The organism is Photobacterium ganghwense, from assembly GCF_003025595.1.
GTDB classification, from domain to species: Bacteria; Pseudomonadota; Gammaproteobacteria; order Enterobacterales; family Vibrionaceae; genus Photobacterium; species Photobacterium ganghwense.
On the sequence record NZ_PYMI01000001.1, the window covers coordinates 780,646 to 806,777 of the forward strand.

General features: G+C 49.7%; 21 protein-coding genes and 1 tRNA gene. 5 read left to right on the forward strand and 17 right to left on the reverse strand.

Annotation, left to right across the window (positions count from 1 at the left end; genetic code table 11):
• Positions 1–41: 41 nt before the first annotated feature.
• From ppiD to tig, 6 genes are all read right to left on the reverse strand, one after another.
• The gene (gene ppiD / locus C9I92_RS03400) at positions 42–1,931 is read right to left on the reverse strand and encodes a peptidylprolyl isomerase (RefSeq protein ID WP_047887562.1); all 1,890 of its coding nucleotides are present in this window, start codon (positions 1,929–1,931) and stop codon (positions 42–44) included.
• 252 nt (positions 1,932–2,183) lie between these two features.
• Positions 2,184–2,456, reverse strand: coding sequence for a nucleoid-associated protein HU-beta (gene hupB, locus C9I92_RS03405; protein WP_047887561.1), 273 nt, complete (start codon positions 2,454–2,456; stop codon positions 2,184–2,186).
• A gap of 213 nt (positions 2,457–2,669) precedes the next feature.
• Positions 2,670–5,042, reverse strand: coding sequence for an endopeptidase La (lon, locus tag C9I92_RS03410; RefSeq protein ID WP_047887560.1), 2,373 nt, complete (start codon positions 5,040–5,042; stop codon positions 2,670–2,672).
• A 129-nt stretch (positions 5,043–5,171) separates the two neighbouring features.
• Positions 5,172–6,452: an ATP-dependent protease ATP-binding subunit ClpX gene (clpX, locus tag C9I92_RS03415; RefSeq protein ID WP_047887559.1), complete on the reverse strand. Its 1,281-nt coding sequence runs from the start codon at positions 6,450–6,452 to the stop codon at positions 5,172–5,174.
• Between the two features lie 106 nt (positions 6,453–6,558).
• The gene (clpP, locus tag C9I92_RS03420) at positions 6,559–7,185 is read right to left on the reverse strand and encodes an ATP-dependent Clp endopeptidase proteolytic subunit ClpP (RefSeq protein WP_047887558.1); all 627 of its coding nucleotides are present in this window, start codon (positions 7,183–7,185) and stop codon (positions 6,559–6,561) included.
• A gap of 107 nt (positions 7,186–7,292) precedes the next feature.
• Positions 7,293–8,594: a trigger factor gene (gene tig, locus C9I92_RS03425; RefSeq protein ID WP_047887557.1), complete on the reverse strand. Its 1,302-nt coding sequence runs from the start codon at positions 8,592–8,594 to the stop codon at positions 7,293–7,295.
• A gap of 728 nt (positions 8,595–9,322) precedes the next feature.
• Between tig and C9I92_RS03430 the strand changes: the two genes are divergently transcribed.
• The gene (locus tag C9I92_RS03430; protein ID WP_053061941.1) at positions 9,323–10,216 is read left to right on the forward strand and encodes an SDR family NAD(P)-dependent oxidoreductase; all 894 of its coding nucleotides are present in this window, start codon (positions 9,323–9,325) and stop codon (positions 10,214–10,216) included.
• A 44-nt stretch (positions 10,217–10,260) separates the two neighbouring features.
• Here the strand turns inward: C9I92_RS03430 and C9I92_RS03435 are convergent, their stop codons facing one another.
• Both C9I92_RS03435 and C9I92_RS03445 read right to left on the reverse strand, forming a co-directional pair.
• Positions 10,261–10,839 (reverse strand): O-methyltransferase, encoded by a 579-nt coding sequence (locus tag C9I92_RS03435; RefSeq protein WP_047887556.1) that lies wholly within the window; start codon positions 10,837–10,839, stop codon positions 10,261–10,263.
• Positions 10,840–11,361: 522 nt separating this feature from the next.
• Positions 11,362–11,438 (reverse strand) — tRNA-Arg (locus tag C9I92_RS03445).
• Positions 11,439–11,860: 422 nt separating this feature from the next.
• Here C9I92_RS03445 and folD point away from each other — a divergent pair.
• Positions 11,861–12,718, forward strand: coding sequence for a bifunctional methylenetetrahydrofolate dehydrogenase/methenyltetrahydrofolate cyclohydrolase FolD (gene folD / locus C9I92_RS03450; RefSeq protein ID WP_047887555.1), 858 nt, complete (start codon positions 11,861–11,863; stop codon positions 12,716–12,718).
• Between the two features lie 212 nt (positions 12,719–12,930).
• On the opposite strand, the gene galU is transcribed toward folD, so the two are convergent.
• Positions 12,931–13,839 carry a UTP--glucose-1-phosphate uridylyltransferase GalU gene (gene galU / locus C9I92_RS03455; RefSeq protein WP_047887554.1) on the reverse strand — a complete coding sequence of 303 codons (909 nt, stop codon included), beginning with the start codon at positions 13,837–13,839 and terminating at the stop codon, positions 12,931–12,933.
• Between the two features lie 68 nt (positions 13,840–13,907).
• Positions 13,908–14,405, reverse strand: a complete 498-nt coding sequence (rfaH, locus tag C9I92_RS03460; RefSeq protein ID WP_047887553.1) for a transcription/translation regulatory transformer protein RfaH — start codon at positions 14,403–14,405, stop codon at positions 13,908–13,910.
• A gap of 412 nt (positions 14,406–14,817) precedes the next feature.
• Here rfaH and C9I92_RS03465 point away from each other — a divergent pair, with 412 nt between their 5' ends.
• Positions 14,818–16,209: a peptide MFS transporter gene (locus tag C9I92_RS03465; protein ID WP_047887552.1), complete on the forward strand. Its 1,392-nt coding sequence runs from the start codon at positions 14,818–14,820 to the stop codon at positions 16,207–16,209.
• 232 nt (positions 16,210–16,441) lie between these two features.
• Here C9I92_RS03465 and C9I92_RS03470 read toward each other — a convergent pair whose 3' ends face one another.
• The gene (locus tag C9I92_RS03470; RefSeq protein WP_047887551.1) at positions 16,442–17,491 is read right to left on the reverse strand and encodes a response regulator; all 1,050 of its coding nucleotides are present in this window, start codon (positions 17,489–17,491) and stop codon (positions 16,442–16,444) included.
• 509 nt (positions 17,492–18,000) lie between these two features.
• Between C9I92_RS03470 and C9I92_RS03475 the strand changes: the two genes are divergently transcribed.
• Both C9I92_RS03475 and C9I92_RS03480 read left to right on the forward strand, forming a co-directional pair.
• On the forward strand, positions 18,001–18,876 hold the full coding sequence (locus C9I92_RS03475) for a LysR family transcriptional regulator (protein ID WP_047887550.1): 876 nt from the start codon (positions 18,001–18,003) through the stop codon (positions 18,874–18,876).
• Positions 18,877–19,153: 277 nt separating this feature from the next.
• Positions 19,154–19,753: a Yip1 family protein gene (locus C9I92_RS03480; RefSeq protein ID WP_047887549.1), complete on the forward strand. Its 600-nt coding sequence runs from the start codon at positions 19,154–19,156 to the stop codon at positions 19,751–19,753.
• A 97-nt stretch (positions 19,754–19,850) separates the two neighbouring features.
• Here the strand turns inward: C9I92_RS03480 and purF are convergent, their stop codons facing one another.
• The 6 genes from purF to truA all read right to left on the reverse strand — a co-directional run bounded on the left by purF (position 19,851) and on the right by truA (position 26,093).
• Entirely contained in the window at positions 19,851–21,368 is a 1,518-nt protein-coding gene (gene purF / locus C9I92_RS03485) for an amidophosphoribosyltransferase (RefSeq protein WP_047887548.1), read from the reverse strand.
• A 145-nt stretch (positions 21,369–21,513) separates the two neighbouring features.
• Complete coding sequence (cvpA, locus tag C9I92_RS03490) at positions 21,514–22,005, reverse strand: colicin V production protein (RefSeq protein WP_047887580.1); 492 nt, start codon at positions 22,003–22,005, stop codon at positions 21,514–21,516.
• Positions 22,006–22,069: 64 nt separating this feature from the next.
• Positions 22,070–22,708: a cell division protein DedD gene (dedD, locus tag C9I92_RS03495; RefSeq protein ID WP_047887547.1), complete on the reverse strand. Its 639-nt coding sequence runs from the start codon at positions 22,706–22,708 to the stop codon at positions 22,070–22,072.
• A gap of 2 nt (positions 22,709–22,710) precedes the next feature.
• Positions 22,711–23,985: a bifunctional tetrahydrofolate synthase/dihydrofolate synthase gene (gene folC / locus C9I92_RS03500; RefSeq protein ID WP_047887546.1), complete on the reverse strand. Its 1,275-nt coding sequence runs from the start codon at positions 23,983–23,985 to the stop codon at positions 22,711–22,713.
• A 185-nt stretch (positions 23,986–24,170) separates the two neighbouring features.
• Positions 24,171–25,103: an acetyl-CoA carboxylase, carboxyltransferase subunit beta gene (accD, locus tag C9I92_RS03505; RefSeq protein WP_047887545.1), complete on the reverse strand. Its 933-nt coding sequence runs from the start codon at positions 25,101–25,103 to the stop codon at positions 24,171–24,173.
• Between the two features lie 204 nt (positions 25,104–25,307).
• Positions 25,308–26,093 (reverse strand): tRNA pseudouridine(38-40) synthase TruA, encoded by a 786-nt coding sequence (gene truA / locus C9I92_RS03510; protein ID WP_047887544.1) that lies wholly within the window; start codon positions 26,091–26,093, stop codon positions 25,308–25,310.
• Positions 26,094–26,132: the final 39 nt, after the last annotated feature.

A 26,132-nucleotide genomic window follows, 5' to 3' on the forward strand; every position in this document is an offset into this window, starting at 1 on the left:
GGCCGCACAAGGCGGCCCGTCGATGAACTTATTAGTTACAATTAGTTTGCAGTTGAATCAACCGCGCTGTAACTCACTTCTGAGGTATCACGCAGCACTTGCAGGGTTGCCATCACATCTTGTTGTGCCAGCATCTGCTCAAGCTGTGTTGCCAGCTGGTTGTCAGTCGCGACCGAAGACACATCAGCTTCAATGACTTTATCCAACGCAATCAGCAGGATGTTGCCTTCTGCATCACGGGTAACACCGTAAACAGATTTGCCGTCCTGAGGTTTTGCCAGTGCAAACGCTTCCTGAGCAATCATGCGATCTTCGCCCATGCGTGAAATAGTCTTGGACGCGGAGAACGCCAGACCGTCTTCAGCCAGCATCTCTGTCTTACCGTCACGCAGAGAAGCAAGCAATGCATCGGCTTTGGCCTGTGCCTGCTCTTCGCCTTTCTGTACGGCCAGTTGCTGCTTCACTTTTTCAGAAACATCTTCAAACGGCAGCACCATCTCATCGCGGGAATCATTCACACGAACAACCACGATATGTTCAGGGCCGACTTCAATCACATCTGAGTTCAGACCGTCTTCACGCACTTCAGGGCTGAACAGCGCCTGCAGCACGGCAGGATTTGCCAGAACGCCCGGGGCGTCAGACTGAGAAATGAAATCCGTGGTCTGTACTTTGGCATTAACCGCTTCTGCAGCGTCTTCCAGCGAATCAGGCATTTCAAACGCTTTTTCTGCCAGTGCAGTTTGCAGATCGTAGAAAGCTTCCGCGGCACGCTGTTCACGTACTTCCGCCAGAATTTCATCACGAACATCTGCAAAGGCTTTCACCTGCGGAGCCTTGATATCGTCCAGCTTGATGATGTGGTAACCGAAGTCAGACTCCACAACGTCAGAGATATCGCCTTTCTGCAGGGCAAATGCGGCTTCCTCGAAAGCAGGATCCATCACACCGCGCTCAAACCAATCCAGCTTACCACCTTCCTGACCGCTGAAGGTGTCATCAGAAGATGTCTTTGCCAGCTCAGCAAAGTCAGCACCTGATTTCAACTGTGCCAGCAGTTGCTCCGCTTTTGCTTTCGCTTCGCTGCCTTTACCCTGAACCAGGATGTGACGAGCCAGGCGCTGCTCAGCAGTACCAAACTTACTCTTATGTTCTTCGTAGTAAGCTTTGGCATCTTCATCAGAAACTGTCAGCGTGTTTTTCAGGTTGTCACCAGACAGCTCAATGTACGCTGCTTTCACCTGATCCGGACGCATGTACATTTGAGGATTCTGCTCGTAGAACGCTTTCGCTTCGTCATCGCTGACGTCTACGTTTTTAGTAAATTCCGCAACGTTCAGAGTCAGCGTACGAATATCACGCTGTTGCTGCTCAAGCTTGGTCAGCGCAGTCAGTTCATTGCTCAATGCAAAGTCACTGCCCTGAATCGCAATCAGGAACTGCTGACGCAGCAGATCCGTACGCATGGACTCAGCAAACATATCCGGAGTCATACCGGCGCGACGCAGCAGCATGTTGTACTGTTCGTTATCAAACGCACCGTCACGCTGGAATTCAGGCATGGACAAAATGGTCTGACGTACCTGCGTATCAGAAATACGCATACCCAGTTCTTCCGCACGCTGCTGAATCAGCAGGTCATTGACCATACGGTCCAGCACGTTGCGACGGAACTGCTGTACGTAAGCCGGGTCGCCCATCAGAGTTGAAAAGTAATCACCCAGTTGCGATTGCATGCGATTACGTTCGTTCTGGTAAGCCGTCTCGAATTCGCGCTGGCTGATTTCCTGACCATCAACTTTAGCGGCAAATTGGTTACCGCTGCCAGCCAGGTAGCTTCCCACCCCTGCAAACACAAAAGAAAGAATAATCAGACCAAGAATAATCTTAACCCAAATGCTGTTTGCGCCTTCGCGCATTCGCTCCATCATAATTTGCCGTATCTCCTACTGATTCGATCTGGCATGTTACACCAACCGGAATAAGCCCAACACAGTTTGCCGGTGTTTCCACCCAGGCTTACCCGTTGAGTGATGAGTAAAGAATGCAAACAGGCCAGAGCCTGAATATCACACCACTTAAAGTAAAAAAGCGCATCGACCCGATGCGCCTTTAGCTTTTACCAAGTTGCCAGCTTTGACAACCAGGAATTTTGTTTGTTCCTACAAACTTGGGTCTGCCCCTTAGTTTACAGAATCTTTCAGCGCTTTACCTGCTTTGAAGCCAGGAACTTTAGCCGCAGCGATCTGGATTTCTGCGCCAGTTTGCGGGTTACGGCCAGTACGAGCAGCGCGCTCACGTACAGAGAATGTACCAAAGCCAACCAGAGAAACCTGATCGCCTGATTTCAGGCTTTCAGACACTGCTTCAATGAAGGCATCCAGCGCACGGCCTGCAGACGCTTTTGAGATATCCGCATTTTCGGCGATTTTGTCAACTAGTTGTGTTTTGTTCACGATCTCATCCCCTCTATGAACATTTCCGCTTGCAGCCTTTTGGCAAACAGTGCATCACGGATAAAAAATACCAGGTCTAATTATATCAAGTCATCGCCCAAATTGGCGCGGAAGCATTGATATTATTGAGCTAACGGCAAATTAGACTTAACTTATAGCCACACAAAAAAACGCTGACAAGGCTTTTTCTCCCTGAAAGCGTTTTTTCATTACTTAACTTTGCTGCATGTCACTGTTTTGAACGTTTACCAGCTCGATGCCTGATGGATTATTCTGAAGCGCCACATTCAGCACTTCATCAATCCAGCGTACCGGACGCACTTCCAAATCCGCAATCACGTTATCAGGAATCTCTTCCAAATCACGCTCATTTTCTTTCGGAATCAGAACGGTCTTGATGCCGCCACGGTGTGCCGCCAGCAGTTTTTCTTTCAAACCACCAATCGGCAACACTTCACCACGCAAGGTAATTTCACCGGTCATTGCCACATCACCACGTACCGGGTTGCCGGTCAGGCTGGATACCAGTGCCGTACACATTGCAATACCAGCACTTGGGCCATCCTTCGGTGTAGCCCCTTCCGGAACGTGAACGTGAATATCACGCTTCTCGTAGAAGTCAGGTGAAATGCCCAGACGCTCTGCTCGAGTACGAACTACGGTCATTGCCGCCTGAATCGACTCTTGCATCACATCGCCCAGTGAACCCGTGTAAGTCAGTTTGCCTTTACCCGGCATAGATTCGGTTTCAATGGTCAGCAAATCACCGCCCACTTCCGTCCACGCCAGACCAGTAACCTGGCCAACACGATTGTTTTCTTCCGCTTTACCGTAGTCAAAACGCTGAACGCCCAGGTAATCTTTCAGGTTAGCCTGATTGATAACCACTTTCTTGGTTTGCGGATTCAGCAGAATCTCTTTCACGGCCTTCCGGCACAGTTTGGAGATTTCGCGCTCCAGACTACGCACACCCGCTTCTCGGGTATAGTAGCGGATAATACCGACCAGCGCCGAATCATCCACTTCCACTTCACCCGGCTTCAAGCCATTACGCTTGATTTGCTTATCCAGCAGGTGACGTTTGGCAATGTTCAGTTTTTCGTCTTCGGTGTAGCCCGACAGGCGAATCACTTCCATACGGTCCAACAACGGGCCTGGAATATTCATGGAGTTAGACGTTGCCACAAACATGACGTCTGACAGGTCGTAGTCCACTTCCAGGTAGTGGTCGTTAAACGCATTGTTCTGTTCCGGATCCAGAACCTCCAGCAGAGCGGAAGCCGGATCGCCGCGCATGTCAGATGACATTTTGTCAATCTCATCCAGCAGGAACAGTGGGTTTTTCACCCCAACCTTGGCCATTTTCTGAATCAGCTTACCCGGCATCGAGCCGATGTAGGTCCGACGGTGACCGCGAATTTCCGCTTCATCACGTACGCCGCCCAGCGCCATACGCACATACTGACGGCCGGTTGCAGCCGCAATAGACTGACCCAGCGAGGTTTTACCAACACCCGGAGGCCCCACCAGACACAGAATCGGTCCTTTCAGCTTATTGATACGGGTCTGAACAGCGAGGTACTCAAGGATACGCTCTTTCACACGCTCCAGACCGTAGTGGTCAGCGTTCAGAATTTCCTCAGCCTTCGCCAGGTTTTTCTTCACTTTAGAGCGCTTGTGCCATGGCACGCTAAGCATCCAATCGATGTAGCCACGAACCACGGTTGCTTCCGCTGACATCGGCGACATCATTTTCAGCTTCTGCAGTTCCTGCTCTGTTTTCTCACGAGCTTCGGCTGGCATCTTCGACTCTTCGATTTTCTTCTTGAGCGTTTCGAATTCATCCGGTGCGTCATCCAGCTCACCCAGTTCTTTCTGGATCGCTTTCATCTGCTCGTTGAGGTAGTACTCGCGCTGGCTCTTTTCCATCTGCTTCTTCACGCGGCCGCGGATGCGTTTTTCCACTTGCAGCAGATCGATTTCCGATTCCATCATCGCCATCAGGAACTCAAGGCGTTCCGTGACATCAACGATTTCCAGCACTTTTTGTTTGTCAGCCAGCTTCAATGGCATGTGAGCTGCGATGGTATCCGCAAGGCGCGCAGCTTCATCGATCCCGTTAAGTGAGGTCAGGACCTCCGGCGGGATCTTCTTGTTCAGTTTAATGAAACCTTCAAACTGGCTGATAGCGGTACGAACCAGGACTTCCTGCTCGCGCTCGTCCATCTCTTCCGTTACCAGGAACTCAGCATCTGCCACGAAGAATTCGTCATCACGCAGATTTTCAACACGGGCGCGCTGCTGGCCTTCTACCAGTACTTTTACCGTGCCGTCTGGCAGTTTAAGCAGCTGCAGGATCGTGGCAACTGTACCCACGTTGTACAAGTCAGTGATCGAAGGTTCGTCAGTCGCCGCTTCTTTTTGGGCCACCAACAGAATTTGTTTGTTGTCTTCCATTGCCGCTTCAAGGCAACGAATAGATTTATCCCGGCCTACGAACAATGGAATGACCATGTGCGGGTAGACCACCACATCTCGCAGTGGCAGAACGGGGATCTCAAGGCGTTCCGAACGCTCCAGGTTCATATTATTCTCTCTTCCGTTCAATCTCTTTACTGAGTATATGGGGGCAAGGGAGCAAGATTCAACGGGATAACGTGCAGAAAATAAAAAAGGAGGCGAAAGCCTCCTTTTTTTATCCAGACTGGACAGAAATCACTCAGCACCTGCTGCCTGACTTTCTGTGTTCTCATAAATCAGCAGAGGCTCAGATTCGCCCTTAATCACTGATTCATCAATCACAACCTTGCTGACGCCTTCCGCAGACGGCAGTTCGTACATGGTATCCAGCAGTACCGCTTCCACGATTGAACGCAGACCACGCGCACCGGTTTTACGTTCCATCGCTTTACGTGCGATAGCCACCAGCGCATCCTCACGGAACTCAAGCTCAACGTTTTCCAGCTCAAGCAGTGCGGCGTATTGTTTGGTCAGGGCATTCTTCGGCTCACGCAGAATCTGAACCAGTGCATCTTCATCCAGCTCGTTCAGGATCGCAGTGACCGGCAGACGACCGATGAATTCCGGGATCAGACCGTATTTCACCAAATCTTCCGGCTCAACCTGCTCGAACAAGTCGCTCAGAGTACGGGTTTCGTCTTTCGAGCGGACATCCGCGCCGAAACCGATACCGGTGCCGGTTGCCACACGCTGCTCAACCACTTTATCCAGGCCAGCAAACGCACCACCACAGATAAACAGAATCTTGGATGTATCAACCTGCAGGAATTCCTGCTGCGGGTGCTTACGACCACCTTGTGGCGGTACAGAAGCCACCGTGCCTTCGATCAGCTTCAGCAGAGCCTGCTGAACGCCTTCACCCGACACGTCGCGTGTAATCGACGGGTTATCGGACTTACGGGAAATCTTGTCAATTTCATCAATGTAAACAATACCGCGCTCTGCTTTAGCAACATCGTAGTCACATTTTTGCAGAAGCTTCTGAATGATATTCTCTACATCTTCGCCCACATACCCTGCTTCCGTCAGAGTGGTGGCGTCAGCCATTGTAAATGGCACGTCAAGCATGCGTGCGAGGGTCTCAGCCAGCAGTGTCTTACCACTACCCGTTGGACCAATCAGCAAAATGTTACTTTTGCCAAGCTCAACCCCTTCACTGTTGGTGTCACCATTGCGCAGGCGTTTGTAGTGGTTATATACCGCTACCGCCAGTACTTTTTTCGCATGGTCCTGACCAATCACGTATTCATCCAGGTTTGCACGAATTTGCTGTGGTGTCGGCAGTTCGCTACCTTCTCGCTTAGGCATCACTTCTTTGATTTCTTCGCGAATAATGTCGTTGCACAAATCAACGCACTCATCACAAATATAAACAGAAGGGCCTGCAATCAGCTTGCGAACTTCATGCTGACTTTTACCGCAGAAAGAGCAGTACAGCAGTTTTCCACTACCGCTCTCTTTTCGCTTATCTGTCATTCGCTAACCTCTTTTCGGGTTTTACCCCATCATTGCCTTGTTTTGAGTGTATAACAACTCAGGTTGTTTTGCTCCGTAAGGAAACATTTCCCACCGGAGCAAATCATCAGTTGTTACGCTGGCTCAAAACAGCATCGACCAAGCCGTATTCCACCGCTTGCTCAGCCGACATAAAGTTATCACGATCTGTGTCTCGTTCAACCACTTCCAGCGGCTGACCCGTATGGTCGGCCAGCAGGTTGTTAAGACGATTCTTGATCGTCAGGATTTCCTGAGCATGGATCTGAATATCGGATGCCTGACCCTGGAAACCGCCCAGAGGCTGGTGAATCATGACACGAGAATTCGGCAGGCAGTAACGTTTCCCTTTAGCACCGCCAGCCAGCAGGAAGGCACCCATAGAGCAAGCCTGACCCATACATACTGTGCTCACGTTTGGCTTGATGTACTGCATGGTGTCATAAATAGACATACCTGCAGTTACTGAACCACCTGGTGAGTTAATGTATAGGAAGATATCTTTATCCGGGTTCTCGGATTCCAGGAACAGAAGCTGGGCAACAACCAGATTAGCCATATGATCTTCAACCTGGCCGGTCAAGAAGATCACACGCTCTTTTAACAGTCGGGAATAGATGTCGTAGGAACGTTCACCACGTGAAGTCTGCTCGACCACCATAGGAACCAGCGCATCCAAAATCGGCGACATAGCGTTTTTGTCTTGGTAGCTCATAACGTTATTTCCCTAAAATAAATGGCCCGAATGAAATTACTCTCACACGGACCATTGTTAGCAGAAGATTTGAAGTAAAGTCAAATCTCTACAGTAATTTCAGCAAATTAAGCAGCTGGTTGGTTCATCAGCTCGTTAAAGCCAACTTCTTTCTCAGAAACCTGAGCTTTCGCCAGCAGCGCGTCGATTGCTTGCTCTTCCAGAGCAACGTTACGCATGTTGTTCATCATTTGCTCGTTTTGCTCGTAGTAAGCAACAACTTCTGATGGATCTTCGTATGCAGAAGCCATTTCAGCGATGATTGCTTTAACGCGCTCTTCATCAACTTTCAGCTCTTCAGACTTGATCACTTCACCCAGCAGCAGGCCAACAACTACGCGGCGCTTAGCTTGCTCTTCGAACAGCTCACGTGGCAGTTCAGGTGCGTTCTGAGCGTTGCCGCCGAAACGTTGAACAGCTTGCTGACGCAGAACATTGATTTCCTGATCGATCAGAGCAGCAGGAACAGTGATGTCGTTTTGCTCAACCAGACCGTTCAGCACCTGATCTTTGATGCGAGCTTTAACAGCTTGCTTCATTTCACGTTCCATGTTCTTGCGAACTTCTGCTTTCAGACCGTCAACAGAACCGTCTTCGATACCGAATTTAGCAACGAACTCTTCAGTCATTTCTGGCAGTTCCTGCGCTTCAACTTTGTGCAGTTTGATAGCGAAAGATGCTGCTTTACCTTTCAGGTTTTCAGCGTGGTATTCTTCTGGGAAAGTCACTTCTACAGTGAACTCTTCGCCAGCTTTCTTACCAACGATACCGTCTTCGAAACCTGGGATCATGCGGCCCTGGCCCATTGCCAGTGCAAAACCTTCAGCTTTACCGCCTTCGAACTCTTCGCCGTCGATAGAGCCAGTGAAGTCGATAGTTACGCGGCTGTCTTCAACTGCTGCTGCGTCAACTTCTTTCCAAGTTGCCTGCTGCTTACGCAGAGTATCCAGCATCGCTTCAACGTCTTCGTCTTTCACGTTTACAGTTGGTTTTTCAACTGCGATTTTGTCCAGACCAGACAGTTCGATTTCTGGGAATACTTCGAAAGACGCTTTGAATACCAGGTCTTTACCTTCAGCGATTTCTACTGGAGTGAAAGTTGGTGCGCCTGCTGGGTTAATTTTTTCTTTTACGATTGCTTCGATGTAGTGACGCTGCATCACTTCACCCAGAATGTCCTGACGTACAGATGCGCCGAACATACGAGCAACCATTTTCAGCGGAGCTTTACCTGGACGGAAACCATCGAAACGACGATTCTTCGCGATTTTCTTCAGTTCAGCGGCTACTGCATCTTCGATGTTAGCAGCTGGTACTGTGATAGTTAGTTGGCGTTCTAGACCTTCAGTGGTTTCAACGGTAACTTGCATTTTATATAACCTCAAAACTTACTCAGTTTGTCTGAGTGATGTTGCCGATCAGCGGCGCTGACGGTGGCATCCTTTCGTGTTATGGCTGACGCTCGTCAAAACCATAACGCCTGAATTCTGATAATTTCTGTTCTGCCGGCCTAAACGCCAATGAGCCAGAAATTAAAAACGCGGTATTATAGCGATCCTGTGCCTGCTCGTCGAGACAGCTACACCGCACCGCAATTTGACCATTCACACAAGATAGGGGCAAAAATTCCATTTACAAGAGAAAAGCGTAAAAAAATCGCGCCTAATTAAGATTTTTTGAGCACGTCCTGAAATATTCGTACTAAACACCATCCAAACGCTGCAATTTACACCACCTGTTTTTGTCTTCCACCCTGACCGGTTGCTGAACTTTTATACATCTGAGTACGTATGATTTCTCAAATCGTGGTTGTTCATAGTGCTCCACCAGCAGCTCTTAAGATTGAGAACTGTTAGGCCACCGCTTAACCAAGTCGACAGACACTAATAAAATTGCACCTAAGGCCAATGCGAACAAGAGGTAAAGCCATGACCAGGCCAAAAACCAAACTAAACGTTAATGACCCTCAACGCTTTCAGACAGGGTCTGGCAGATAAGTTATTGTAAATAAAAACGTATGAATCAATGAATACCAATCAGGTTTTGTAAATGAGTGCCACAATGGGATTCAGAACGTTCAAAAAGTAAGGATGGACACATGAGCCGGCGGGCTGATGCGGTGAAGAAGGTGATGATTGTCGGCAGTAGCGGTGGAATCGGTATGGCCTTGGTGCGTTATTGTCTCGAAATCGGCTGCCAGGTTGCCGCCCTTACCCGCTCCCCATCACCGGCTTTGGCTGCATTGCAACAGGCTGTACCCAACAGATTGGCGATTGTTGAGTGCGATTTGCTTGATCATCAACCGCAAGTAGAAGCACGCCTGTCACTACTTTTTGCCCGATACGGATACCCTGACTGGATCATTAACGCTGCTGGTTTCCTGCATGCTGGCACCACATCGCATTCTGATTTGCACAAAGGGCTAAAGGATGGGCTAAACAAAGGTGCCAGTGTTGCCCACATTAAGAGAGAACCACTTAACCAAAGCCGAATTCCCACAGCTTCTACTCAGCCTCAGATATCACAATGCCAGATGCCGGAAAAACGCTTGTCAGAGATCACGCCAGCTTTCTTAGAGCACAATCTTCGCGCCAACCTTTACCTCAGTATCGCGCTTGCGCAGTGTTGTGATAATCTGCTTCCCCGCTGTACACCGTTCCGGTTTGCCTGTTTATCAGCGATGGTGGGATCAATCGCCGATAACCATTCGGGAGGCTGGTACAGTTACCGCATCAGCAAAGCTGCGCTCAACATGTTTCTCAAAACACTGAGCCTCGAATGGCAACGCCAGTTTCCTAATGCCTGTGTGGCGGCCATTCATCCGGGTACGACCGACACCCAGTTGTCGGCTCCCTTTCAATCGCGTATTACGGCAAGCAAATTGTATTCGTCGGACATTTCGGCCCGGCGGATCGTCAGTGTGATCGAGTCACTGACACCGGAGCAAAGCGGGCGCTTCTATCACTGGGACGGGTCAGTACTTTCCTGGTAATCCCGTTGCGGCAATGAACAATATCCACCTATCAACACAGACGCTTAGTGCTTGTAAATCAAAAACTCGCCTTTTCCTACCGGAACCAGTGCTGTGTCAAATCCGGTCTCCTGTATGAAGTAATTCATAAAAGGTTGCAGCTCTTGTTGATGGGAAATGGCGTTGTCGCACACCAGAAGGCCCCCGGATGCCAGCAACCGTGTCAGGTCCGGCAGCATGGTCATATATGCACTGCGATCCGCATCCAGGAAAATAAAATCAAACGGTGTGGTCAGAATGGTGAGCAGCGCCGTGGCATCCCCTTGCATGATGTCAATGCGTTCCGCCAAACCCGCCTGCAGAAAATAGTGCTGTGCCTCTTCGATCTTATGCGGATTATGCTCCAGCGTTGTTACCATGCCCGATGGCCCTAATGCATTCGCCAACCACAGTGTCGAGTATCCATTGGATGTCCCGATTTCTAATACCCGCCGAGCACCGCTGGTTTTAACCAATACCTGCAACAGCTCTCCTGTGTCCTTGGTGATATTAAGATATTTTCGCGCACGCTCGGTTTCCGCAGCGTCGTTTTCAAGTCCTTTGCGTTCAATATCCGTCAGCAATGATTGTAAATCCCTAGCCATCATCCGTATCCTTTTTAAGCAACCTGCTCAGCCGTGTTTATAACCAAACCTCGGCACCAAACACTATTCGAGCGCCCGGTGCGCCCCGCAGCAAGAATAGCCTCCGATTTCCTGGCTCCTGTAAAAATTCCTTCAGGTTGAGACCCTAGCCACACATTCCACCAAAACAATCACTCCCCCTCACACCCAATGAATAAGCGTGTTGAAAAATATATTGATTAACAAAATGTTACACATGCCGAGCGCGCCACTTTAACGGGTGACCGACCCAAAAATATCAAAAAGAGAATAAAAGGTGACGAGAAGTAACGGAATGGCCAAAGGACACATGCCAGTAACACAGGAGACAGAAAAAGCGATGGCAGTGAAATACGACTTTCGAGTTGCTTCCCGGAGCTGGAGATATAGAGGGGAGGAAAAGACTATACAGGGCAGCCGCATGACAAGGCAGTCGCATAACGATGATGCCCCGGAAGAAATGAAAAAGCCGCAGCAGGAAAACCTGCTGCGGCTCGAAATGCATGGCGCGCCCTGCAGGATTCGAACCTGCGACCACATGCTTAGAAGGCACGTGCTCTATCCAACTGAGCTAAGGGCGCACACTGCGTAACGCTGAGTTACGGGTCGGGATTATACGTTGCCGAAAATTAACGTCAACGTCTTTCCCCCTATTTTACGAGTATTTGCCATCAAGTGTTTAAACAAAGAGCAATGTGTCGGGGAAATGGTAATCTAATACGACACATCGTTTAGGTAGGCCACACCATAGATTAATCACCAGGATAAGTTCGTAGTGGCAAGCAAACAGAACAGGCTTGTAACAAAATCGTTAAACAAAGTACAAAACACCAAAAGCAAACGTTTGCGCTATAGATCTTACTCACATTCTCTGCGACAATAGCGCCCAGATACACGATTGGTTATCACCGCTCAATGCAGAAACTGCTTTCCTTTCACTCTGCAGTGTTAGTTATGCTGTCGATACCCAATTGTTCAATCAATTACCGACCAAAGGAAAAACATGGCCGCTCAAATTATTGATGGAAAACTAATCTCACAAACGGTTCGTCAAGAAGTTGCCGCTCGCGTTAAGGCTCGTGTCGCTGCTGGACTGCGTGCACCTGGTTTAGCTGTTGTGCTGGTAGGTAATGACCCTGCATCGCAGGTTTATGTCGGCAGCAAGCGTAAAGCCTGCGATGAAGTCGGCTTTCTTTCCAAGTCTTTCGACCTGCCGGCGACGACCACGGAAGCTGAGCTGCTCACTCTGATTGATGAGCTGAACAGAGACAAGGATATTGACGGGATTCTGGTGCAGTTGCCTCTGCCTGCCGGTATCGACAGCACCAAAGTCCTGGAGCACATTGTGCCTGAAAAGGATGTGGATGGCTTCCACCCTTACAACGTCGGCCGTCTGTGTCAGCGCATCCCGAAACTGCGCTCTTGTACCCCGAAAGGGATCATGACGCTGATGGAGCGCTACAATATTCCGGTACGCGGTAAACATGCCGTCATCGTGGGTGCCTCAAACATCGTAGGCCGTCCAATGACACTGGAGCTGCTGCTGGCCGGTGCCACCACCACAACTTGCCACCGCTTCACTCAGGATCTGGAAAATCATGTTCGCCAGGCTGACATTCTAGTCGTTGCCGTCGGTAAACCTAACTTCATTCCGGGTGACTGGATTAAGGAAGGCGCGACAGTGATCGATGTGGGCATTAACCGTCTTGATGACGGTAAGCTGATTGGCGATGTGGAATACGATGTTGCGCGTGAAAAAGCCCGCCACATTACCCCGGTACCAGGCGGTGTCGGCCCGATGACCGTTGCCACGCTGATTGAAAACACGCTACTGGCTTGCGAACAATACCACGGCGACTAAAAGCGCTGGAAAGACCGAAACCGGACGCTTAAACCTGATGCAGTTGTACCCGCCCCAAGTACGGGATCTTCAACTGGTTCAAACATTAGCCGGATCAAACATTAACTGGATCAAAAAAAGCGAGAGGCATCTGCCCCTCGCTTTTTTATGTAATCTGAATCAACAATAACCTGACGGGCGTTTTGTCTGCGCGCTACCCGCAGACGACAGTCTTACAGTTCAGTCTTCAGAGATTGCAGATAAGCTTTGAAATCTTCACCCAGCACATCATGGCGCAGGCCGTATTCCACAAACGCCTTCATGTAACCCAGCTTGCTGCCACAGTCGTGGCTCTTACCAGACATATGGAAAGCATTGACCTGCTGCTTTTCCATCAGCATATCAATCGCATCTGTCAGCTGAATTTCATCACCAGCGCCAACTGGTGTGCGTGACAGCAATGGCCAGATCTCTGCCGGCAGGATATAACGACCAACAATAGCCAGGTTAGACGGTGCTTCTTCAAGAGCCGGTTTTTCAACCACTTTGCTCATCGCTGCACTTTCACCCGGTTTCAGCTCTGCCCCGCCCACATCGGCGACACCGTAGCTGGACACCTCTGACATCGGCACAGGTTCAACCATGACCTGGCTGATCCGCGTTTCATTAAAGGCATTCACCATCGCAGCCATATTCTCACGGCGCAGATCGCTGGCAGCATCATCCAGAATGACATCCGGCAGTACCACAGCAAACGGCTCGTCACCGACCAGCGGATAAGCACACAGTACAGCGTGACCCAGGCCTTTCGCCTGCCCCTGACGCACATGCATAATGGTTACGTCTGGCGGACAAATCTTCTGAACTTCATCCAGCAGCTGACGCTTCACACGTTTTTCCAGCGTGGCTTCCAGCTCGAACGAGGTGTCGAAGTGGTTTTCAATGGAGTTCTTCGACGAATGGGTTACCAGAACAATTTCCTTGATACCTGCCGCCACACACTCGTTAACCACATATTGAATCAGCGGCTTATCAACGATAGGCAACATTTCTTTCGGAATGGCCTTTGTTGCAGGAAGCATTCGTGTACCCAGACCGGCAACAGGGATCACCGCCTTACGAACAGAGGAAGTTTTATGCATTATGTTGTTCCATATTTCAATTGTCCCGGCAACTATATCAAAGACTCACGCGCTTACCGAGTCCGAAACTAAAGTTTAATTAAATCTTCGTTCTGAACACTCACCTTCACTGGACGGCCTAACAAGTTGATCAGCATAAAAGAACGCTTCTCTCCGTCCGGTTCCTGGTAAATGGCTTCAATGCCTTTAAATTGTCCCTGGGTCAGTTTCAGCGTGTCGCCCGGTTTAGGCAGGTTGGTCAATTTGGCTTGCTGCTCTTCCGAATCCTCGTTCATCATCAGGCCGTAAATCAGGTCCGGTGACACCACCTGAGGTTTCGCTCCCTGACGAATAAAGTCAGCCACGCCACGTGTTGAACGTACTGTGGTATAGCTGATCGCCTCGGGATCAAAATACACAAACATGTAGCTCGGAAACAAAGGTTCAAAATCGGTTATCCGCTTACCACGGATGATTTTTTCTACCGTAACCTGAGGGTAGTAGCACTCAACCCCTTGACGATCCAGATTGATCACCGCTCGTTCTTGTTCACTCCGCTTACAATACAAAAGGTACCAATCTTTCATGCTCGTCTCTGTCCATTCTCAAATTTTTCCGAGCTGCCATTATAGTTTTTACAACCTAAACGACAAACAAATAGTCATTCACCTGCCTCAAATCGGCTAAAAACCGCCCTTTTCACACCAAATTTGTAACAATAATGAATAAAACATCATTCACAACACATAAAACTAAAAATAATCAAAAAATCGAAATTTAATAAATAAACAACCGTTTATTACGAGATTTGTAACAAATGTCGATAGGGAAATCTGAAATTTCAGTTTTGACCGGTTTTCATACAAGCTCTTTTGTATCAATATGTTATCTCGTTTAGATTTTGTTTTGATTTTGTAAAGATTTGCAGTTTATTAATTTGTCATTTATAAATAGCTCCGCATTTGCAAACACAAATCCAACCATTCTTAGAGAATAATTATGAGCAATCTTAAAAGTGGGACCCTGTTGGGCCATCCAAAAGGTTTGTTCTTGCTGTTTGGAACCGAACTGTGGGAACGCTTTTCATACTATGCTATGCGTGCCATCTTGGTACTATACCTCACAGATAAAACCATCAATGGTGGTTTAGGCTGGACAACGCAGGACGCACTGAATCTATATGGTATTTATACTGGCCTGGTTTACATCACTCCTTTAATCGGTGGCTGGATTGCCGATAACTTCCTGGGCCAACGCCGCTCTATCATCATTGGCGGCCTGTTAATGGCACTGGGTCAGTTTACCCTGGCACTACCAAATGACATGGTAGGCACTCACTCTGTTTCGGCCTTCTATCTGGGTCTTGCCCTTCTGATTGTGGGTAACGGTCTGTTCAAGCCGAATATCTCGACTATGGTAGGTGACCTGTATCAGGAAGGCGATCACCGCCGTGACGGTGCCTTCACCATTTTCTACATGGGCATCAACCTGGGCTCACTGCTGGCTGGTATCATTGCGGGTTCTGCATCTGCTGCTTACGGCTGGAAAGCAGGCTTCCTGACTGCCGGTATCGGTATGCTGATCAGCCTGGTGACTCAAATGGTATTTGCTGAGCGCCTGCTGGGTAACATCGGTAAAGTGCCTGCTGCAAAGCGCGCTGCTGAAATGAATGAGTCTGGCAAAAAAGAGCCACTGACCAGGAAAGAACGCGACCGCCTGAAAGTGATTATGATCATGGGTATGTTCGTGGTAATTTTCTGGGCAGGTTTCGAGCAGGCCGGTGGTCTGATGAATATCTTCTCGCAGCAGTACACTGACCGTATGCTGGGTGACTTCGAAGTTCCGGCTGCCTGGTTCCAGTCACTGAACCCGTTCTTTGTTATTACTCTGGCTCCAATCATCGCGTCTATCTGGGTGAAAATGGGTTCTAAAGAGCCAGCGTCACCGGTGAAATTTGCTCTGGGTCTGTTCTTCCTGGCTGCTGGCTTCCTGTGTATGGTTGGCGCGGTACTGGAGCAAGGCGGTGATTTGACCGTGAAGACCTCTATGATGTGGCTGGTCGGTGCATACTTCTTCCATACTCTGGGTGAACTGTGCCTGTCTCCAATCGGTCTGTCTCTGGTCACGAAACTGGCTCCGCTTCGCCTGGCTTCTCTGATGATGGGTGCCTGGTTTGGTTTCAACGCAGTGGCAAACTACGTAGCAGGTATTATCGGTGCCCACGTAGGCGAAGCCGGTCCGATGGCTATCTTCAGTGGTATCGCGATCGCAGCTACTCTGTCTGGTATCCTGCTGCTGATGTGCTCGAACAAACTGATTAGCTGGATGCACGGTGCAGAAGGCTACGTTGAGAAAGACGAGTTGGCAGACGCGAAACCTGTCGAAGCCTAAGCTCAGATATCGATTCAGACGTCCCATCGCCACTGGCCAATACTTTCCGGCACAAAACGTGGCTTAAGATGAGGATAGGATTGAGAATAAAAAAGCGAGAGCCGGGCTCTCGCTTTTTGCTATGTGTGTTTTACGTTGTGATTTGTACTTTGTTTTGTGAATCCAGCAGGGAAAACGACCTACATCACCACCCAACCATCACTATCAAGCCATCACCATCCAGCCATTACTATCAAGCCATTCCTCGGCGTTTCAGAGTCAAACTGAAACTGGTGGTGCCGGTTTCGCACAGAGATAGACGCCCCCCGGAATCGGCCAGTTGGAGCGTCACACTGGCGTTTCGCCGGGCATTATTTCCCAACCATGAACGGGCTTGGATGAGCTGATCACCATCACTGGTTTGCAACATGGCAGCCAGACCCGTCGATACAATAGTGAGAGTCCTGTCGGTGGCATCAAACTGACCGAAAATCGCCCTGATCGGTGAGGCATAGCCTGAATTGAGCATGCCCTTCTCTATCAGCTTGATCAAATCACTCAGATCATACCCTTCCGCCATCCGTGTGCGGAGAAAGTCATTAAAAAAGGCACGAATCAGCAACGTGGTTGCGGTACCGTTATCATCGCCCGAGGCTGAATCCACCACATAGAAAGCCAATCGCCCGTCCATCAGCCAGGTATAATCAAGCAGCACAGGCTGTACATCAGCGGGTTGCAACACACAGTAATTGAGCTGCCAGTCACCCTGTACAGACTCTGTATCCGGCATCAGCCCCAGCAGCAATTCACGGGCTGCGCGAGGATTGGTTTTCAGCTCCTCAATGTGCCACTCCAGCTCTTCATCAATGATGGCTTCGTCATCAACACTCACCCACTGGCTTGAAAATCCGGACGCCCCGGTGATGGAATCCTGCGACTTCAGCACAGAAAGAATCGCTGACTTCAACACCATGATGTTATCCAGCGGTTTAATCAGAAAATCTTTGACCCCGTGGCGCAATGCTGTTGCCACATCCGACATATTCCCGGTACCGGAAATCACGATGATAGGCACCATCGGGTACTGCAACGATACTTCTTCCACAAACTCCATACCGGTGACGACCGGCATTGCCAAATCACACAACAGGACATCAGGCATCCCTTCGCGGAGCGCACGCAAACCTTCCAGGCCATCTTCCGCTTCCCGAACCCGGCAACCTTCATTATTTAAAAACCCAGTCAGCATCATTCTGAAAACCGGGTCGTCCTCGACGATAAGCACGTCTTTACCTTCAAGCAACTTTGACTCCCCTGACGATCTGTACCGATGACTGTCCATTGTGTTGGCTAAATCAGGATGCAATGAATAGCTACTCATAACACTTCGCTACGCAGTGAACTTAACAAAAGCATAGGCCTGATTCTGCCAATAGTCAGTCAATTACAGTTATATAAATAACCAACAATTCTTTTTGTTAAATTCATCAAAATTCAACACCTCCAATCGTTCCAACGTGAAATACTGGAACTTGAGGCAGCTTTTATTCGATAACTATCCGTTTATTGACCCATTCCAGTGTGTTATCTCGCAACCAGATAACTTAGGTCTGCGACTCTACGGGTATGCCTGTGAAGCTTGACCTGATACCCAAGTATTCTGGTCTTTTCGGGAAACCGCCAAAGAGTCAATGGCATATCGAGAAAATTATCGATATCTTGATTTATAGCAAAACTTGTAATGATAACGACATCTTTTGACACATTTTGTTATACAATTCTCGATTATTAAGTTTTCAGTGATGTAGAGTGATGAAGCTTGACGATTTGAATTTATTCCGCATGGTTGTGGAAAACGGGAGTTATACCGCAGCATCTCGCAAAACTCAGGTTCCCGTAGCCACTCTGACGCGGCGTATTCAGGCACTGGAAGAATGCCTGAACATTCGCCTGCTGAACCGTCATGCACGGAAACTCTCCCTGACGGAAGCCGGTCAAAAATTTTACGATGACTGCAGCCCGCTGCTTCAGCGTCTGGTGGATACCGCCGAGCATATCAGCGAAGAATGTAAAGGCGCTGCTGGTAAGCTGAAAATTGCGGCACCATCAAACCTAACCAAGGTTATGCTGCAGCCGCTGTTTAATGCGTTTATGCGTGAGCATCCGGCCATCAATATTGAGCTTTCCATGAGCAATGATCCGGAACTGCTGGATCCAACCGACTGGGATGTCATTTTTCGGGTCGGGCCGCAGCGTGACTCCACCCTGATCGCTCGTAAAGTCAATGCAGTGAAAGACATTCTGGTGGTTAGCCCGGAATACCTGAAACATCACCCGGAGCCAAAGCATGCGCAGGATCTCCACCAGCACCCGTTGCTGAAAGGCAAACCTCTGCTGCGATGGCGCCTGACTGACTGCAATGGCGAAACCATCACCGTCAGTGACCGTGGCCGTTTCGAAGCTAACGAGCTCAATGTTGTCCGCGAGGCATGCATTGCCGGGCTGGGCATTACCCTGATGCCCGATGTCATGCTGGAACAATACATTCAGACTGGCGAATTAGTGCAGATCCTGGATAACTGGTCATCCAATCCGCGGGATGTTTACCTGATGTACAACCACCGCGATTACCAACCAGAAAAGCTGCGCCTCTTTATTGAGTTCGCCAGCGACTACTTCAAGCTGTAGCCCCCCTTTTGCAGCAGGTTTAATCTCAAACCTGCTGCATGCCATTTCTTGCCAAGCCCTCCAACCCCGACTAAATGTTATTAATACTGGCATGATAACGCCTTCAGGCCGCTACCTGTTCGTTGCAACTTGCAACGATAGCCAAGGTGAATTGAGCAATAAACTGAATTGTTCAATAGGCGTTTTCAAGAACAGACGGAGAAGAACACTAAAGATTGGGGAGCGTGTTCTTTGATAGTGGAAATGTGCAGCATGCACAGCACAACGAGGAAACGTTATGATTCTGGGACATTTATTCGGATTGTATACCCATCCCAAGCAGGAATGGCGGGCCATTGACAAGGAGCATGAAGGGATTCAGGGCAGTTTGAGCCACATTATGCTGATTGCTTTGCTGCCACCGATTTTTGCTTTCATCTCCAGTGTGTTTATCGGCTGGCGAATTGGTGTTGGGGAACCTATTTACCTGACCCAAGGCAGTGCGCTCGGCATGTCTGTCGCGATGTATTTTGCGCTGATTGCCGGTGTGTTTGCGCTGGCTTACCTGACTCACTGGATGAGCCACACTTTTGGTTCTACCCCGACATTTACTCAGTCTTTAGAACTGGCAGCTTACACCGCCACCCCACTCTTTATGGTAAGCATCGCTGCTATCTACCCACAGCTTTGGTTTTTGATGCTGGCCGGATTGATTGGCGTAGCCTACTCGGTTTACCTGCTTTATACCGGTGTGCCAATTCTGATGCACATTCCGGAAGAGCGAGGATTTATCTACTCCAGCTCTATTGTCACCTGTGGCTTGGTACTGCTGGTATCAATCATCGCCGGCTCTGTCATCCTGTGGAATATGGGACTCGGCCCGCAGTTTAGCTCTTAGCTCGACATTTTTCCGCAGGCAATGACTTGCGAGCAATAAAAAACGGGAGACACTGAGTCTCCCGTTTTTATTCGTTGCAGCAAGCATGTACTTATCTTTACACGCCTTCGTTGTGCAATTCCAGATTCGCCAGATCCTGCTGGATCTCGCGCTGGGTTTTCGCATCTTCACTGCGCAGTGACTGCAGGTAGTCCAGATACGCCTGATCGATATCGCCGGTTACATAAGTGCCACTGAACACGGACGCTTCAAACTGCTGGATGTCCGGATTTCCTTCGGCAACAGCAGCCACCAGATCGTCCAAGTCCTGGAAAATCAGGCCATCGGCACCAATCATCTTACAGATTTCGTCCACTTCACGACCGTGCGCAATCAGTTCATTGGCACTTGGCATATCGATGCCGTATACGTTCGGGAAACGAACTTCTGGTGCTGCCGAGGCCAGGTACACTTTGCGTGCGCCCGCTTCACGAGCCATCTCAATGATCTGCTCTGATGTGGTACCACGAACAATGGAGTCATCCACCAGCAGAACATTTTTATCTTTGAACTCAGAACGGATCGCATTCAGTTTACGACGAACTGACTTACGACGCATTTGCTGCCCTGGCATGATAAACGTCCGGCCGACATAACGGTTTTTCACAAAGCCCTGGCGGTAAGGCTTATCCAGCGTCTGTGCAATTTCCAGCGCACTGTCACACGAGGTTTCAGGGATTGGAATCACCACATCGATATCCAGGTCGCCCCACTCGCGCTTGATTTTCTCACCCAATTTCTGCCCCATACACACACGGGCACTGTAAACGGACACTTTATCAATGAACGAATCAGGACGGGCAAAGTACACAAACTCGAACACACAAGGGTTCAGAGCCGGGTTATCGGCACACTGTTCAGTAAACAGCTGACCATCAAAAGTCACAAATATGGCTTCACCCGGGGCAACGTCACGCATGAAGTCAAAACCTACAGCATCCAGTGCCACAGATTCCGATGCCACCATGTATTCAATCTGGCCATTCACTTCACGCTTGCCCAGACACAACGGACGAATGCCGTTGGGATCGCGGAATGCCAGCATGCCGTGACCGATAATCATAGACACCACCGCATAGGCACCGGCGACGGTACGGTGTACTTCACGGACAGCTTCAAAAATCTCAGCCGGAGAAATTGGGTATGATTTAGCACCTTCCAGCTGGTAAGCCAGAACGTTCAGCAGAACTTCGGAGTCGGAGGTGGTGTTGACATGGCGGCGGGCTATTTCGAACAGTTTCTCTTTCACTTCGGCAGCATTGGTCAGGTTGCCATTGTGCGCCAGTGAGATACCGTAAGGGGAGTTGACATAAAACGGCTGCGCTTCAGACGCGCTAGAGCTGCCTGCGGTCGGGTAACGGACATGGCCAATCCCGACATTGCCCTGCAAACGCTGCATGTGTTTAGCTTCAAACACATCGCGTACCAGGCCATTTGCTTTTCTCAGACGGAAACGATTGCTTTCCAGGGTAACAATACCAGCCGCATCCTGGCCACGGTGCTGCAGCACGGTCAGTGCATCATAGATAGACTGGTTTACCGGGGTAGAACCCACGATTCCGACAATACCACACATGTCCTAAATCCTCGTCACGCTTTCATAGTCGCTTAGTTAAATTTCAGCGGGTATCCCGCGCCTGCCGGATCCCCGCTGAAACCTGTGTCCTTGTAACTATCAGTGGCCTTTGCCAATCTGATCCCTAATCTTGGACCAGACGCTGTCAGATAGCGCCTGGTAAAAAGCTTGATGTGTCCTTGAGGTAACTGAAGAACCATTCAATGACGACTTTGAACTGAGGGATCAACTGTGACTGTTGCATCCAGTCAGCCTTAGCAAACCCGGTGAAGGCGTCAATGAAAAACAGTATCGCAGCAACAATCAAAACGCCGCGTACCCCACCAAACACAATACCCAGTACCCGATCAGTTCCGGACAGGCCGGTTTTCTGAACCAGTTGGCCGATCACGTAGTTGACGACCGCGCCGACAATCAACGTGGCAATAAACAGGGCGGCGATAGCGCTACCGTTACGCAACATTTCATCCTGAATGTTGGTGAAGTAGGCAGCCAGCTGGGTATAAAAGTTACTCGCGACAAAAAAGGCTGCAAACCAAATCACGAGCGATAAGGCTTCTTTCACAAACCCTCGGATCAAACTGACCAGAGCAGAGAAGCCAATTACGCCTAAAATTACGTAATCAATCCAGATCATCATTTATTGTATTCTTCTTGTTGGAGCGTATTCTAACAGAAAAAATGCTAACGCAAACGTTTTCCTAAGGGTTTAGTGGATTAAATCTGAGCAATCGACCTTTTAATCCGGTTAAATTTTCTAACTCATTGAGCTGGCCGGATAACTTCTCTTTCGAGACATCAGGCCCCACTACGACCCGAGCCAAATCGCCCTTCTTAGGCTGTTTCGGGAAAACATGCGCCTGAAAACCGGCTTCACGTAAACGGCCTACCAGCGAATGGGCGTTATCAAAATTGCGGAACACACCGAGCTGAACGACCCAGCCGCTGTCCTGGTTACCCACTTGCGGTGCCGTCTCCGGCACGGGTGCCACCTTTACCGGTTGCTCTGCGACCTTAGCCGTTACCTTCTCCGTTACCTTTGGTGCCTCAGTTTTTACGGCCGGTCTGGCTTCCGGTTTTGCTTGAGAAACTTCAACCGCCGCTTCCCCATCGTCAATCACAACGGTCACCGGCTCATCCGGCAGAGAAACGTCTGCGAATTCCGGTTCAGGTATGGTTTCAAACTCTACCTCCTCGCTCATCTCAGGTTGCAGAGGAATGCTGGCAAACTGCTCCTGATAATGTTGCTTTTTGCCGTCAAACAAATCCGGCAGGAAGATAACGCCAATAGCAACAAGGATAATAGTGCCTATCAGGCGGCTCTGAAATTTACTTGCCACAATCACTCCTGTTTGTTTACTTCTATGTGACTGGAAATCTGTCCGACAGTGTAAAAGGAGCCAAATACAATTACCACATCCTGAGGCTCCGCCTCTGTCAATGCTTTGTCATAAGCCGCTTCCGGTGAATCGAAGCCCACCGTCTCTGCCGGTAGATGAGCCAGAATCTCAGACGCCGAAGCCGCGCGAGGTCCCGTCAGTGATGCCGGATACCAGCAATCAACCACCCCTTTCATTTCAGCAACCGTAGACGCAATGTCTTTGTCATGCAGCATAGCAACCACAGCGTGAATACGCCCTTTCGCTTCTTTTTGCTTGATCACCGTCAGTTGACGGGCAAAGTACTCTGCAGAATGCGGGTTATGTGCCACATCCATAATGATCAATGGGTGCTCGCCCACTCGCTGCATACGGCCCGGCAGAGACGCACTCGCCAGCCCTTCGACAATGTGTTGGTCAGCAATATCCAGCTCAGCAACAGCAAGGGCCATCAGCGCGGTGGCGGCATTGGGTAACGGCAGTGACGGAACCGGCAGGTTTTCCAGCGTAAATCCGCCGCTGTGCCACGTCCAGCTGTCCTCTGTCAGCGCGTAGTCAAACTGGTAGCCCACCTGATACAGCTTGGCTCCAATGTCGTCAGCATGCGCCGGAACCGTCGCCGGTGGATTAGGCTGGCCACAAATCGCCGGTTTTCCGCTCCGGAAAATGCCGGCTTTTTCATAACCAATCACATTGATGTCATCGCCCAGCCAGTCAACGTGATCAACGGCAAGACTAGTGATCACAGAGACATCATGTTCTGCGATATTGGTGGCATCCAGACGACCTCCCAGCCCGACTTCCAGAACCACAACGTCAACCTTGTTGGTCTGGAACAACCGTAAAGCGGCCAGTGTGCCGAACTCAAATAGGCTGAGGCTGATATCGCCACGCTGCTGCTCAACAAAAGCAAACGCCTCGCTGTGGGCTGCATCCGGCAGTTCGCTGCCGTTAATACACACGCGTTCGTTGTAACGAACCAGATGCGGCGAGCTGTATACGCCGACCGAGTAACCGGCTTTAAGGAGAATGGATTCCAGAATGGCGCAGGTTGAGCCTTTGCCATTGGTCCCGGCGACCGTGATCACCCGGTTAGCCGGTTTCGTCAGCGCCGCTTTTTGCGCGACGGCCTGCACCCGGTCTAATCCCAGATCAATCGCACTGGTATGGAGCTTTTCGAGATAAGAAAGCCATTCGGCTAAAGGAGAGGTTGCTAGAGGTGCTGTCAATCCGGACATTCTTCTTTATGTTCAGTCAAACCAAAAATATGGGCTCTAATTTAACACCTTATGCGCAGATGCCAAACTGCTGAACCGACATCGGGGAAGAAAAGCCCGTAAATGTCCGTACAGATACAACAAACGGGGCATTCGCCCCGTTTGAATATACGTTGTCAACCAACAAAGAAAAAGGGTGCTCAGAATTACTCTTGAGAGCCTTCCGCTGGTTTCGGCTCTTCTTCTGCCACTTCGATGACAGGAGCAATGACCGGCACCACCATCGGTGATTCTGCATTAGTGAGTTTAGCCACCATGCCACCGATACGCTGGCGCATTTCACGACGGTCAACAATCATGTCAATGGCACCGTGTTCCAGCAGGAACTCACTACGCTGGAAGCCTTCAGGCAGCTTTTCGCGTACCGTTTGCTCGATAACACGCTGGCCGGCAAAACCAATCAGTGCTTTAGGCTCACCAATATTGATATCACCCAGCATCGCCAGACTTGCTGATACACCGCCCATCGTCGGGTCAGTCAGTACAGAAATGAACGGCAAACCTTTTGATGACAAACGCTCCAGTGCAGCACTGGTTTTCGCCATTTGCATCAGAGACATCAGGGCTTCCTGCATGCGGGCACCGCCACTGGCAGAGAAACACACTAGTGCACAGTTGTTTGCAATGGCTTCGTCAACCGCACGCACAAATTTCGCACCAACGACAGAACCCATCGAACCACCCATGAAGGAGAATTCAAATGCACAGGCGACCAGTGGCTGGCCCAGCAGTGTTCCTTTCATGGCGATCAGAGCGTCTTTCTCACCGCTACTCTTCTGCGCGGCAGATAGACGATCTTTATATTTCTTCGAGTCACGGAACTTCAGCTTGTCTTTTGGCTCCAGCTCCGCCGCAATTTCTTCCTGGCCTTCTGTATCGAGGAAGGTTTCCAGACGCTTACGCGCCTTCATGCGCATGTGGTGGTCACACTTCGGGCATACGTCGAGGTTACGCTCCAGATCAGCGTGATAAAGCACTTGTTCGCAAGAAGTACATTTGGTCCATACCCCTTCAGGGATAGACGCTTTGCGGGAAGAAACAATATTGCTTTTTGTAAGGATCTTTTCCAGCCAGCTCATGAATGACCTTTTATGTTCTTAATTTCCCTGCCAATCAGGTGATATACCATAAGCCAATGCGGCAGAGAATTACAAATTCGTTAAATTTCCGAGGTGGAATTAAAGCATAAACTTGTCAGTCTGTAGATAAAAAACTGGTATTACAAGTTGACTCCGACACACCCACCCCAAGGCTGTTGACGCCCTGTTGCAACCTTTTTGTGATTAATCCGGCAGAAATAGCGGACCAATCGGTGCTCGTGGCAACTCAAACTCCGCCGGATAATCGACATCAACCAGATAAAGACCTTCCGCCTTTGCTGTTGCCCCTGCCAAGGTACGATCTTTTTGTTCCAGCAGCCATTTGATCCACTCAGGTTTTTCTTCACCTTTGCCGACTTTGATCAGGCTGCCGGTAATGTTACGTACCATATGGTGGACAAATGCATTGGCTTTAATGTCAATAATCACAAAGTTGCCCTGTCGGCTGACGTTGAGATGCATCAGGTTTCGCCATGGGCTTAATGACTGACAATGCACGGCGCGAAAAGAGGTGAAATCATTTTCACCGAGCAGATACTGACCGGCCTCGTGCATCAGTTTTTCGTCCAGCTCACCATGGTAATGGCTGACACCCTTGCCCAGAATTGCAGGACGCAATGCATGGTTGTAAATAATATAGCGGTAACGTCGCGCCGTCGCACTGAATCGGGCATGGAAATCGTCATTGACCTCCTTTGCCCAACGAACCGCAATGTCTCCCGGCAAGTGGGCATTTGCTCCCATGCTCCAGGCCACCAGCTTACGGTTTACATTGGTATCAAAATGTACCACTTGTCCGGTGCCATGCACCCCGGCATCCGTCCGTCCGGCACACTGTACTTCAATCGGGTGGTTGGCAATTTTACTCAGCGCCTTTTCCAAACGCTCCTGAACACTGTCTACTTCGCGCTGGCGCTGCCAGCCGTAGTATTTTGCTCCGTCGTATTCAATACCTAACGCAATTCGCATAATTTACTTCGTTCTGTCGGACGGCTCTCAGCCGGTGTT

What these genes read in the sequence shown, in the direction of transcription:
- rfaH (WP_047887553.1), bottom strand. Translation starts at nt 14,405, where the DNA reads ATGAAAGATTGGTACCTTTTGTATTGTAAGCGGAGTGAACAAGAACGA.
- clpX (WP_047887559.1), bottom strand. Translation starts at nt 6,452, where the DNA reads ATGACAGATAAGCGAAAAGAGAGCGGTAGTGGAAAACTGCTGTACTGC.
- truA (WP_047887544.1), bottom strand. Translation starts at nt 26,093, where the DNA reads ATGCGAATTGCGTTAGGTATTGAATACGACGGAGCAAAATACTACGGC.
- C9I92_RS03480 (WP_047887549.1), top strand. Translation starts at nt 19,154, where the DNA reads ATGATTCTGGGACATTTATTCGGATTGTATACCCATCCCAAGCAGGAA.
- clpP (WP_047887558.1), bottom strand. Translation starts at nt 7,185, where the DNA reads ATGAGCTACCAAGACAAAAACGCTATGTCGCCGATTTTGGATGCGCTG.
- purF (WP_047887548.1), bottom strand. Translation starts at nt 21,368, where the DNA reads ATGTGTGGTATTGTCGGAATCGTGGGTTCTACCCCGGTAAACCAGTCT.
- lon (WP_047887560.1), bottom strand. Translation starts at nt 5,042, where the DNA reads ATGAACCTGGAGCGTTCGGAACGCCTTGAGATCCCCGTTCTGCCACTG.
- galU (WP_047887554.1), bottom strand. Translation starts at nt 13,839, where the DNA reads ATGCATAAAACTTCCTCTGTTCGTAAGGCGGTGATCCCTGTTGCCGGT.
- C9I92_RS03465 (WP_047887552.1), top strand. Translation starts at nt 14,818, where the DNA reads ATGAGCAATCTTAAAAGTGGGACCCTGTTGGGCCATCCAAAAGGTTTG.
- C9I92_RS03435 (WP_047887556.1), bottom strand. Translation starts at nt 10,839, where the DNA reads ATGGCTAGGGATTTACAATCATTGCTGACGGATATTGAACGCAAAGGA.
- tig (WP_047887557.1), bottom strand. Translation starts at nt 8,594, where the DNA reads ATGCAAGTTACCGTTGAAACCACTGAAGGTCTAGAACGCCAACTAACT.
- C9I92_RS03430 (WP_053061941.1), top strand. Translation starts at nt 9,323, where the DNA reads ATGAGCCGGCGGGCTGATGCGGTGAAGAAGGTGATGATTGTCGGCAGT.
- ppiD (WP_047887562.1), bottom strand. Translation starts at nt 1,931, where the DNA reads ATGATGGAGCGAATGCGCGAAGGCGCAAACAGCATTTGGGTTAAGATT.
- cvpA (WP_047887580.1), bottom strand. Translation starts at nt 22,005, where the DNA reads ATGATCTGGATTGATTACGTAATTTTAGGCGTAATTGGCTTCTCTGCT.
- folD (WP_047887555.1), top strand. Translation starts at nt 11,861, where the DNA reads ATGGCCGCTCAAATTATTGATGGAAAACTAATCTCACAAACGGTTCGT.
- folC (WP_047887546.1), bottom strand. Translation starts at nt 23,985, where the DNA reads ATGTCCGGATTGACAGCACCTCTAGCAACCTCTCCTTTAGCCGAATGG.
- accD (WP_047887545.1), bottom strand. Translation starts at nt 25,103, where the DNA reads ATGAGCTGGCTGGAAAAGATCCTTACAAAAAGCAATATTGTTTCTTCC.
- C9I92_RS03475 (WP_047887550.1), top strand. Translation starts at nt 18,001, where the DNA reads ATGAAGCTTGACGATTTGAATTTATTCCGCATGGTTGTGGAAAACGGG.